This window comes from Emticicia sp. TH156 (assembly GCF_002855535.1).
GTDB classification, from domain to species: Bacteria; Bacteroidota; Bacteroidia; order Cytophagales; family Spirosomataceae; genus Emticicia; species Emticicia fluvialis.
In genome coordinates this window covers 46,121-58,265 of record NZ_PKRS01000008.1, presented here as the reverse complement: position 1 = coordinate 58,265, position 12,145 = coordinate 46,121, and the positions used below count along the sequence as shown (strand labels likewise).

The 12,145-nt window shown below is 43.0% G+C and carries 8 protein-coding genes; 5 read left to right on the top strand and 3 right to left on the bottom strand.

The features are described from left to right. Window positions 1-166: 166 nt before the first annotated feature. From C0V77_RS15500 to C0V77_RS15490, 3 genes are all read right to left on the bottom strand, one after another. A complete protein-coding gene (locus tag C0V77_RS15500; RefSeq protein ID WP_101727262.1) occupies window positions 167-1,069 on the bottom strand; it encodes a DUF4349 domain-containing protein in 903 nt (300 codons plus the stop codon). A 101-nt stretch (window positions 1,070-1,170) separates the two neighbouring features. After that, window positions 1,171-2,736 carry a hypothetical protein gene (locus tag C0V77_RS15495; protein ID WP_101727486.1) on the bottom strand — a complete coding sequence of 522 codons (1,566 nt, stop codon included), beginning with the start codon at window positions 2,734-2,736 and terminating at the stop codon, window positions 1,171-1,173. Window positions 2,737-2,805: 69 nt separating this feature from the next. Next, window positions 2,806-4,266 (bottom strand): TonB-dependent receptor, encoded by a 1,461-nt coding sequence (locus tag C0V77_RS15490; protein ID WP_173830553.1) that lies wholly within the window; start codon window positions 4,264-4,266, stop codon window positions 2,806-2,808. A gap of 381 nt (window positions 4,267-4,647) precedes the next feature. Between C0V77_RS15490 and C0V77_RS15485 the strand changes: the two genes are divergently transcribed. From C0V77_RS15485 to C0V77_RS15465, 5 genes are all read left to right on the top strand, one after another. Further along, window positions 4,648-4,956 carry a hypothetical protein gene (locus C0V77_RS15485; RefSeq protein ID WP_101727261.1) on the top strand — a complete coding sequence of 103 codons (309 nt, stop codon included), beginning with the start codon at window positions 4,648-4,650 and terminating at the stop codon, window positions 4,954-4,956. 123 nt (window positions 4,957-5,079) lie between these two features. Beyond that, window positions 5,080-6,372, top strand: a complete 1,293-nt coding sequence (locus C0V77_RS15480; RefSeq protein WP_158237964.1) for a TolC family protein — start codon at window positions 5,080-5,082, stop codon at window positions 6,370-6,372. A 34-nt stretch (window positions 6,373-6,406) separates the two neighbouring features. Then, entirely contained in the window at window positions 6,407-7,510 is a 1,104-nt protein-coding gene (locus C0V77_RS15475) for an efflux RND transporter periplasmic adaptor subunit (RefSeq protein ID WP_101727259.1), read from the top strand. A 33-nt stretch (window positions 7,511-7,543) separates the two neighbouring features. Further along, a complete protein-coding gene (locus tag C0V77_RS15470; protein WP_101727258.1) occupies window positions 7,544-8,833 on the top strand; it encodes a carbohydrate porin in 1,290 nt (429 codons plus the stop codon). Between the two features lie 66 nt (window positions 8,834-8,899). Further along, window positions 8,900-12,010 carry an efflux RND transporter permease subunit gene (locus C0V77_RS15465; protein WP_101727257.1) on the top strand — a complete coding sequence of 1,037 codons (3,111 nt, stop codon included), beginning with the start codon at window positions 8,900-8,902 and terminating at the stop codon, window positions 12,008-12,010. The last annotated feature ends 135 nt before the right edge of the window (window positions 12,011-12,145 follow it).

The window sequence follows — 12,145 nt, the reverse complement described above, 5'->3', positions numbered from 1 at the left end:
ATATTCTTAGAATAGTACTTGACCGTTTTTAGATTTGCTTTTTATTGTTTATATTAATACTCACTTACCCAAATGCTTCATTGCCCGGCTGCTAACATCAATATGCTTCTAGGTATCTGAAACCTACACCGATAATTATATTTTCTGCCTAATTTAAAGTCATTACCTATGGGCGTTCAGCATAGCCTGTTTTTCTGGTTCGCAGAAGCCAAATCATTCCTACAGCTACCAGAATAAATACCCAGAGTTTCATGAGAAGAACTATTGCATCCTCCAGGAAAACCCATCCTGTCATTAGTGAATTTTGGATACGAACCCAAAAACCCGTTCTGTAGGTATCCATTCTTTGGTTGTTTTCAACCATTGTTTTATCAAGAAAAGCAGGCTGGTAAAGATGAATAGTAATAGTGCTTAAATTGACCTGCTCTTGTATTCCAAGCTTTTTTAGTTTGCTCTCATCTGCACTCATCTGATGAGCCAACAGCGTTTCTTCCGCCTCTACTGCTGTCTCTATGTCACCTTTCCGATTCTGATGAACCTTTATGCTCCGCGCTACAAACTTTCCATGTCTTATCGCTGCCAACTCACTCGATAAGATTCTTAAACTTACTTCTTCTGCCTCTATAGTACGGTGGTTTATATAAAGTATCATACCATTCAGGTCTTTCAGAAGGCTCTGCAAATTCCTATTAGGTATCCTGAGGGTAATATTATTTGTAATATTTACCGAACTAATTTCCATTAAAGAATCCGGACTTATGATAATTGTTTTCTTATCTTCTACCTCTGATTGCATGTGAGCGTAACTCACGAACCCATTATACTTAAGAGCCAGCTCTTCAATTTGCTCTGACGATTTCCGCACATCTTTTACCTTAAAATCTAAATCAACCTTTAGGATGAATTGAGACCGCAACAGGGAATCTTGTTTTTCTGGAGCGATTTCGGAGCCACCTGATAAATCAGGTTCTTCTGCTTTTGAATCGATGTCTCCCTGGCTGGCGCAAGCCATAAAAAAGCAGCCTATTGCTCCCAATAGCGCTGCTTTATGGTTAATGGTAAATCGCATGATTTCTGAAGTTTTTGATTATAACTCAAAAACGTACACGATTTAAACTAATTGCAAAATTTTAAGATTTTTTTAAGAATTATTTAAGACAAATTTAAGAATCAAGGTTTCGTCTGTTCTTCCGGATTAAAATCTTTAAATGTTTTCTTGATATTGGCGTCAGTTGGCTTGTTTTTAGGCTCCCATGACGCATCAAGGTCAAGCACTACCAACCCTTTCAGGTTCATGGTACTCATAAAATCATCAACTTTTCTGATGAAATCGGGCCCTCTGCGAGACGATTTCAAAGAGAAGTCACGTGCAAAGATATCCCCCTTGGTCTGAATCTCATTCTTCTTCTCAATTACGTAATTCAGCCTGTCTATCAGGTCTTTCATTGATTTACCAATTACCTCGGTTGCCTCCAGTGTACCAATAGTTAACACGGTAGTACCACCTAAAGTAGACGCCAGCCTTTGCTGTTCCGGTTGTTCTTTGGGTATCAGAAAAGACGACAGGCTAGTTGTAGCACCCAACGACGCCGTTACAATTGACCTGTTCTTCTTGCCTTTTTTTGCTCTTACATATAGTTTCTTCAACTCGGCTTCTTTCTCTCTCAGTTGCTCCATCAGTTCCCAGCCTCTCAGTAGGGTTCCTCTGTACAGATTATAAAGCTTCAAATCGGCTTCAGCTTCGTTAACAGCGTTTTTTACGGTAAACTTAATGGTTTTTACAGCCCGCTTTCTGGTTTTGTCAATCACAAAGAAATCAACCGTGAACGACAGCGTGTCGTATGGGTCTTTCACAAAATCATAGCCGGGCTTAAAAATAAACTCATACTGATTAGCCGTATTTTTTACCAGCATATTTTTGGTAATATTCTGGTTATCAGTCAGAAAATCAAACTCCTGAATATCGTCATCGCCGTTCGGGTCTGACAAATAAAAGCGCAGGCTCACAGTCTGATTCTCTTTCAGGAAAAAGTTACTCTCTCTTGGCACCACTACAATTTCCGGAGGCAGGTCAATCTGGGTTGCCTCAACTTTCAGCCTGCCTTTCACCTGTACCTTTGAGGGCTGGTCTTCTGCATAAAACTCAATGTAAATCGGTTGATTCTTCAATTGTTTAAACTGAGTAAGCGAGGGTGTCCAGGACACTTCTCCCTGCGACGACATCTTCATGCCTTCGGGCAGGGTTTCAAGCGAAGGTATAATAACTATGGGGTCGTTGTCTTCGTCGTAAACAAAGTAGCGGTCAAACTTATAGATATTGGTTGTATTGTATTGCACATAAAACGGGTTCTGGTCTTTTACAACCGGCGGGCGGTTGGTGTGTTGTATCCTGAATTCTACCTTGGCCGACACCACATCTTTAGATGAGTCACATCTGGCCTCAAAAATAACCTGTTGAAATTTAAAGCCTGTAAGGCGGTCAACCAGGTCATAAGAGGGTGTCCAGGAAAACCTGCCGAGCGAATCCAGTTCCATCCCATCTACCTTGCCCTGCGGAATTGAAAACTTGAAGTTTCCACAATCTTTACCTTCAATTTTTAGCTGAAAAGCAACCTGAGTGCCTTCTTTTAGCTGGTTCCAGTCGGTACCTGAAGGTAAAACAATTTTAGGTGAGTCTTGTGCGAATAAGTGCTGAAAAAGTACTAAAAAACTAAAAATCAGTAGGTTAGTTCTCATTTTAATCATACGATAAGTTATTTTTAAAAACCGGATACAGAAAGAGAATCGCTTCTCTGCCTGCACCAATTACTTTTCTTCTGGTGCCACATCCTGTTTGTTTTGGCCGGGTATAACTACGCAAGGAAAACCAAACAGACAACGGTCTTTTATCATTTTTATTACTTCATCCGGTACGTTTTCTTCCCAACCTTCTTCTCCCTGCTTTATTAGTTGCAGGGTTCTGTCTGTATTGATGGCCAGGTTCTTATCGTTATAATGATGAATGTCTTCAATTTTATTATTGGCTATCAGATACCGGTACAAATCAATCAGGTGCATGGGTGGTGTAAACCGCATGCCACTCATAATTTTGCCGTTCTGATAGGTCGGATACACAAAAACCTTCAGGTTGCGGCTAAATAACGTGGCAAACGATTCAAGAATACCCCCTGCTAAATCAGTATAATGCTTTTCTTCAAAAATGTATTCCAGATTAGGATAACCTATAATCAACCCCATTTTAAGTTTGGTAATTTTTGATACATAGGCAGCCAGCTTGTAGTATTCCTGATAGTTTGATATCATTACCATGTGGCCCATCGAACACAGAATATCCACGCGATCCAGAAAATCCTTCTCGTCTATCTCAGCATCGTTTTGTTTCAGCCCCTGAAGGGTAATTTCGCACATCACCACAACCTTGTCTTTATCAACGTCAGGCTCACGCATAAACTGTTTCGTGCCGTTGTCGAGCATATCCAGATGCACATTTACCAAAGGCCTGAAACGCCCTCTCAAAACCAGCGCGTGTTTTCTGAAAAGTACCTCAGAAGGCTGCAGGTTTTCACCATCGGCGCCAAAAAGAGCAATATCAGACAATCCATGCATTACCAGACGAAGGCTCATCAGTCGGTTATCGACATGCTCAAAGTCTGGCCCTTCAAAGCGTATCATGTCTATCTGAATGCGGTCTTTAGACAAATCATCCATTAACGACAACAAAAGCGTTTCAGGGTCCTGGTAATAATAAAAACTCCCGTAAACCAGATTAACCCCCAGAACCCCCAGTGCCTGATGCTGTAAAACGTTGTCGTTGTCCAGCATTTTTACATGTATAATAATATCATTATACGCACCACCAGGGGTAAGCTGAAACCTGAGACCCATCCAGCCGTGGGCTTCGTTGGTCTTGTGGTAATTAAGCGCTGCAACTGTGTCAGAAAAAGCAAAAAATGTAGAGGTTTCTCCCCTTTTTTCGTTAAGCCGCTCAATAAGCAAACCATACTCATGGTCAAGCATGCTCATCAGGCGTGGTTCACATACATAACGGCCGTTTTCCATTGCGCCATAAATGGCATCAGAGAAGGTCATATCGTAGGCCGACATGGTTTTGGCAATGGTTTTTGATGCCCCCCCGGCCTTAAAAAAGTTGGCGGCTACATCCTGGCCGGCGCCAATTTCAGCAAAACAACCGTAAATCTGTTTATTCAGATTGATACGCAAAGCCTTCTGTTTGGTACCCAGGTTTTTCTCGTATATGGTTTCCATTTTTGATGTCTTTTTACGCGTGTTATTCATCTCACACACCATCATTTTTTCTCTACAAAGGTAGACCTAAACTTGTACTTTTCCAAGTATAAATCTTATTTGAAGTAGCTGTCACTTAAACACAAAACGATCTTAAAACAGAGCATATTTACTCAAAAAAGACTTTTTAATAAATTTTTAACGCCAGTTTGACAAGGGCTTTGCCTTCATTACTCTAATTTTGAATTTGAAAAAACTCGCCTTGTGTTTGGTAATAAACCAATCTAAGGATTCGTTAAACATGAACATGCAGTTGTTTCATTCCGGATTCCGGGAATGTACTTCCTATTATAAAAATTCTGATTAGAAATGTTAAAGCGGGTTTTATACATAATACTGTTTATGAGTCTGAGTGGGCTACTCTATGCCAACCAGCGACATACAGTTTCGCTTTATTTTCCTGTCAAAAAAACTGTTCATCATACCCACGGGATACCCTCGAGTGCCGACGATTTCTTTAAGGTTGACCCCCAAACTAATTACTGTTTTTTACGTACCGTAGTAGACGAACAGGATTGGTACACCAACCATACGTTTCAGGCGCATAGTTTCTTAAAAGAGAATGTTTTAAAAGACCTATTCGTTCAAAAAACGCTCAATTTTTTAAAAAACAGATACATTTATCTGCTCAACTGTATCTGGCTCATCTGATTCCCTGCCCCCACTTATAAGAGTTCACACGCCTGAGTGCACTTTACAGCCAACCCGTCATTTGAGTTTCAAATGACACAGTTGTCTATTGTGCTTACTAGTCATTATTATACCCGAATTACCGTGAAAAGAATAAAAAACATTGTTTTTCTATGGCTTTTCTGTATCAAGGCTTTTGCCTCCACCGATTCCCTTAAAATCACGCTGAAAGATTTAGAAGGAATTTTCTTGCAGAAAAACGCATTGCTGATGGCTCATAAATTTGATATTGAAGCCAACCGTGCAGCCATCATACAAGCCCGCTTGTGGGAGAATCCGACTTTAACTGTAGAGCAGATGCTCTATAATAATCAGACCAGACGCATTCTGCCTGTACTGGGTCTGAACGACGTAAAAGGCCAGCCTACCACGCAGCAGGCCATTCAGGTACAGCAGCTTTTTTATCTGGCAGGCAAACGCACCAAACGCACAGCCATGGCAGAAACAAGCACTCATATAGCCGAAGATAACTACTATGATGTGCTGCGGGGTTTGAAGTTTGAACTCAGAAGTAATTTCTACGACCTTTATTATCTGCAGAACATCGTCAGAATATATGAGGAAGAAATCAGCTCGCTTGAAAAAACGCTGGCCGGCATGAATACCCTTTTGCAGAAAGGTATTATTCCGATAAAGGACATTACACGTATAAGGGCCCTGTTATTTACACTTGAAACCGAGCAGAAGGACCTCAGACTTGAGATGCTTGAAAAACAGGTAAATCTGCGTACCATAACCGGAACCAGAAACGAAGTGTACTTTGTGCCTCAAACAAACAGAAATGCGGTTGATGCCCTTGATGTACGGTCGCTTACGCTTGATAATCTGTTGGCAACAGCTTTTGAGAACAGACCAGACCTGAAAATGCAGCAATCGGCGCTGAGGCTCGAAGAACAGAATCTCATTTACCAGAAGGCTCTAAAAGTACCAGACCTGCAAGCCGGGCTGCTGTATGACCGCGCCAGTAGTAGTGTACCCAATTACTTTGCCGCGACTTTCCAGATAAACCTGCCTTTTTTTAATAAAAATCAGGGCAACATTAAAGCTGCAGCATACAGGGTTCAGTCTGTTCAAAAGATGGTAACCAGCCAGGAAGACAAAATAACCGGCGACATTCAGTTGGCTTACCGCAGAGCGCTGGAAACTGATGAGCTTTATAAAGGATACGACAAATCCTTTATGATTGACTTCGACAAACTATTCGACAACGTGAAACTGAATTTTGACAAGCAGATTATCTCAATGCTTGAATTTGTTGATTTCTACGAGTCATACAAAAGCAGTGCCGTGCTAATGAACCGCCTGCAGAGCGACCGCGTAAGAGCAATAGAAGAAATCAATTTTATGGTCGGTAAAGAAGTAATAGGTATGCCCTAAAAAGGCTATTCTGTTTCCGTTAAAAACTAACACAATGAAAAAAACAAAAAATATAATATTCATAACTGGCATTTTTATCACAGCTGCTCTTGGTTTACAGAGTTGCAAAACCGAAACAAAACCAGAAGAAACCGCCAGAGAGAGCTTCGTGCTGACAGACACCATGATGACAAAACTGGGTTTCGACGAAGTAACATCCAAAGTACTGCTGTCTGAAGTTAAGCTAAGCGGCAAGATAACCGCCAATGAAGATAAAGTAGCCAAGGTGTTTCCGCGCGTAGACGGCAATATTGAAAAACTCAATGTTCAGCTGGGCGACTATGTTCAGAAAGGGCAGATACTGGCTATAATACGTAGCCGCCAGGTAGCCGAAATGGATAACCAATTCAGCATGGCCATGTCTAATCTGCAAATTGCCAGAAAAAACCTGGGTGTTGAAGAAGAACTGTTTAAAACAGGCCTGGAACCGGAACGGAATCTGGTAAATGCCCGGCAGGAAGTACACAAAGCAGAGGCAGAGCTGAAAAGGGTGCACGAAACCATGAAAATCTATGACCTGGGTAAAGAGGCTACCTATCAGATAAAATCACCGATATCTGGTTTTCTGATTGAAAAAAATGCCGTTGAAGGCATGGATTTCAACATTGAAAACATTGATAATTTCTTTACTATCTCTGACCTCTCTGATGTGTGGGTGTTAGCAGATGTGTATGAAACTGATATTAACAAAGTTAAAATTGGATATACCTGCGACATAACCACGCTGGCAGACCCTGACAAGAAAATTAAAGGTAAAATAGACAAAATTTTTAACGTGCTTGACCCCGAAAGCCGGGTTCTGAAAGTGCGCATACGTCTGCCGAATCCTGGCTACACCCTTAAACCGCAGATGTTTGCCATTGTACGGGTGTATCATGAAGAAACTCAGAGCATGCCGGCCATCCCTGCCAAGGCTGTAATATTTGATAAAAGCAGGCAATGGGTGATGGTATTTAAAGACCGCCGGCACATAGAAACCCGCCAGGTGAAAGTATTCAAAACCGTTGGCGACTACGCCTACATAGAATCAGGCCTTGCCCTTGGCGAAAAAATCATTTCAAATCAGCAACTGCTGGTTTATGATGCGCTTAACAATTAGCAATTAACCGTAATATTTTACTCAATGACAACAATGAAACGGCACTTATCTATCCTTGCCATGCTTTTAAGCATCCCGGCGTTTTCACAATCTCCTGCCGGTGCCAACCAACGCTTTAATTTCCATTTTCAGCAAACGGTGGTTACGCAGTATCAGCCTGGTGTAAAAGCGTTATACTCGGGTACCAATAGTTTTTCTACCAAAGAAGAGGCTCAGACATCTGTAACCTCCACATTTTTTATTGGTGTAAAACTAGGCAAATATACCGAAGTATACTTTAACCCCGAGCTGGCAGGCGGAAGCGGATTAAGCAAAGCTACCGGTATTGCCGGTTTTCCTAACGGAGAAACCTTCCGGGTGGGAAATCCGAAACCGACAGTCTACATAGGCAGGGCATACATACGGCACTACATTTCATTGAGTAAAGAAACCGAAACAGTAATCAACGGTATCAATCAGCTGGGTGGCCAACGCCCGGTAAAATATCTTTCGGTGGTGGCGGGTAAATTCTCGCTGGCTGATTTCTTTGACGGCAACACATACAGCCACGACCCCCGCACCCAGTTTCTGAACTGGTCGTTAATGAGCAACGGAGCCTATGATTACGCCGCTAATGTAAGAGGCTATACGCAAGGCATTATGCTTGAATACGTGAGCCCCGCTTTTTCGGTTCGCTACGCCGCGGCGCAGGTACCGGCAGAAGCAAACGGAGCCAGGCTGGATAAAAATATCGGCCAGGCGCTGTCTCACCAGGTAGAAATAGAAAAGCCCTTTGGTAATTCAAGACTACGCCTGCTGGGCTTTATTAACAAGGCCGATATGGGTAAATACACTCTGGCAACCCAGATGCAGATGCCAGACATAACCGCCACACGGATGTATGGCCGGACCAAAGCAGGATTCGGGGTCAATTTTGAGCATAAATTCTCTGACGACCTGGGTCTTTTTGCCCGCTACAGCCTTAACGACGGCCACAATGAAACCTGGGCATTTACTGAAATAGACCGCTCATTAAGCGCGGGGATAGCCTTACAGGGTTCAAAATGGCACCGCCCCGAAGACACTTTCGGCCTGGCTGTAGTATCTAACGGAATATCTAAAGACCACCAGGCATATCTGAATGCCGGAGGCGTTGGCTTTATGGTAGGTGACGGTAAACTTAACTATGGGTCTGAAGACATCATTGAGGTTTACTACCGATATTATTTACACGAAGACCATTTCTGGATTTCGCCCGACTATCAGTTTATTATGCACCCTGCCTATAACCGGGACAGAGGCCCTGCCAATGTTGTAGGAGCAAGAGTGCATGTTGAATTCTGATTTCCGGTGAATATATCCTGAAACGGATTTATAAAACACTGAGCAGGCTCAACAAGCAACATTCTTATGAATAAATTCATTAAAAATATACTGGCGTTTTCTCTTAAGAATCGCTTTTTCACCTTCTTCTTTGTGGGTGTACTCTCCATTGCCGGAGTAGTAAGCTACCTCAATACCCCCATTGAAGCCTTTCCCGATGTAACTAACACACAAATAATTATCGTAACCGAATGGAAGGGCCGCAGCGCCGAAGAAATCGAAAGGTTTGTTACGATACCCATTGAGGTAGCTATGAACTCCGTACAGCGGAAAACCAATGTACGGAGTATCACCATGTTCGGGCTTTCAGTAATGAAGATTATCTTTGAAGATGATGTTGACGATTTCTTTGCCCGGCAACAGATAAACAACCAACTGAGAACTGTTAGCCTGCCCGAAGGGGCAGAGCCTGAGGTACAGCCCCCGTACGGCCCTACCGGAGAAATTTTCAGGTACACACTCCAGAGCCCCACGCGGGACTCAAGAGATTTATTAACGATTCAGAACTGGATAATCGACCGCCAGCTAAGGGCTGTTCCCGGTGTGGCAGACATTGTGGCTTTTGGTGGCCGCGAAAAAATTTATGAAGTAATGGTAAACCCATTGCTATTGCATAAGTATGATATTACGCCACTTGAGGTTTACAACGCCGTTGAAAAAAGTAACATAAACGTAGGTGGTGACATTATTGAAAAGAACGGCCAGGCTTATGTAGTAAGGGGTCTGGGGCTACTCACAAAGATTGAAGACATTGAGAACATCATTATCGACAACATTAATGGTACACCTATCTACGTAAAAAATGTGGCTCAGGTAACTGAATCAAATTTCCCGAGGGTTGGTCAGGTAGGGCTTGATGATAACGATGATGCCGTTGAGGGTATTATTGTTATGCGTAAAGGTGAAAACCCAAGTGAGGTACTGGCGCGTGTAAAAGACAAGATTGAAGAACTGAACACGAAGGTGCTGCCACCTGATGTAAAAATGGTTACGTTCTATGACCGCGACAACCTGATGAAGTTCTGTACCGAAACCGTATTACACAACCTTGCAGAAGGCATTGTGCTGGTTACGGTTATTGTATTGCTTTTCATGGCCGACTGGCGGACAACCGTTATCGTTTCAATTATTATTCCGCTGGCATTGCTGTTTGCCTTCTTCTGTCTTCGGCTAAAGGGCATGTCGGCCAACCTGCTCTCCATGGGGGCTGTCGATTTCGGAATCATCATTGATGGCGCCGTAGTAATGGTTGAGGGGATATTTGTGGCGCTCGACCACCTGTCTCATAAGGTGGGTATGGAAAAGTTCAATAAACTATCAAAGTTGGGTTTAATTAAAAAAACCGGTGCTGAAATGGGGAAAGCCGTTTTCTTCTCAAAACTAATCATCATTACGGCTCTTTTACCTATTTTCAGTTTCCAGAAAGTAGAAGGCAAGATGTTCAGCCCCCTGGCCTGGACACTCGGTTTTGCCCTGCTGGGTGCGCTTATCTTTACGCTTACTTTGGTACCCGTGCTTTGTTCTATCTTATTGAGAAAGAATGTACGCGAAAAAAACAACCCGGTGGTACGGTTCTTCGACAAATACATTACCTCGTGGTTTAACTGGACCTACGCCCATAAACGCCTGAGTGTATTTATTTCTTTTGTTTTTATGGTGGTAACCTTTGCCTCTACAGTTTTGCTGGGTACCGAGTTTTTACCACAATTAAATGAAGGTGCCCTTTGGGTGGGCGCTAAAATGCCCATGAGTATGTCGCTCAATGAAACCGTAAAAATGGTTCATACCCTTCGCCACAAACTGAATCAGTACCCAGAGGTAAACGGCGTTCTTTCACAGACAGGCCGCTCAAATGACGGCACCGACCCATCTGGTTTTTATTATGTGCAAATGCAGGTGAACCTGAAACCCAAAAAAGAGTGGACACGGAAAATAAGCACTGATGAACTGATAGAAGAAATGGACAAAGACCTGCGGCAGTTTCAGGGTATCAATTACAACTACTCACAGCCCATAATAGATAACGTGGCAGAGGCCGTAGCCGGAATGAACGCCTCTAATGCCGTAAAGATTTTTGGAAACGACCTTGACGAACTGAATAAGTATGCAGATGAAGTACTGAATGCCATTAAAGATGTGCCGGGAATTAAAGACATAGGGGTAATCAGGAATATAGGCCAGCCCGAAATGCGCGTGAACCTGAATATGAAAAGAATGGCCTTCTATGGAATACAGACCAGCGACGCACAGGCCGTAATTGAAATGGCCATTGGCGGCAAAACTGCCTCTATTATGTATGAGGGCGAAAAGAAGTTTGATATCAGGATAAGGTACCTGCAGGAATACCGGAAAGACGAAACTGACCTGAGCAGCTTGCTGGTGCCAACAACCAGAGGCACCAAAGTACCGCTGAAAGAGATTGCCACTATTGAAACCGTAACCGGGCCGGCATCAGTTTACCGCGACAAAAATAAGCGCTTTATTGGTGTTAAGTTTTCGGTACGGGAACGAGACCTGGGCAGCACCATTGCTGAAGCCAAACAACTGGTGGCAGCCAAAGTAAAACCCGGCAGAGATATTGGTATAGAATGGACAGGTGAGTTTGAAAATCAGGTACGGGCCAGCGAACGGCTGGGGCAGGTGGTTCCATTATGCCTGCTGGCTATTTTTGTGATTTTATTTGTGATGTTCGGCAATGCCAAAGACGCAGGTCTGGTGTTAGTGAATGTGCCTTTTGCACTCATAGGCGGCATTCTGGCACTACATACTACCGGTACTATTTTTGGTATATCGGCAGGGGTTGGATTTATTGCGCTATTTGGTATCTGTGTGCAAAACGGGGTTATTCTCATTTCTGTTTTCAACAAAAACCTGGCTTCCAGAATGTCGCTCGATGATGCCATCAAAGAAGGCGTAAAATCCAGAGTAAGGCCCGTGGTAATGACAGCCCTCATGGCTGCCATAGGTTTGCTGCCTGCTGCCATCTCAACCGGAATCGGCTCAGAGACACAGAAACCCCTGGCTATTGTCGTAATAGGCGGGCTTATATCGGCAACGGTACTTACGTTGCTCATCTTTCCGATCATCTACCGTTTCTTTTACAGGCATAATTTACATACCATCAAAGACCTTGATTAATTGAAACAGTACCGCCTGAAAGCCGGATAGCCCTAACTATCCGGCTTTTTTTGTATTAAAACACGAATGACTATTTAAAAACAAATCCGGGGCAGTCTCAGAATAAAATCATTATAAAAGTTATAAAAAAATAGC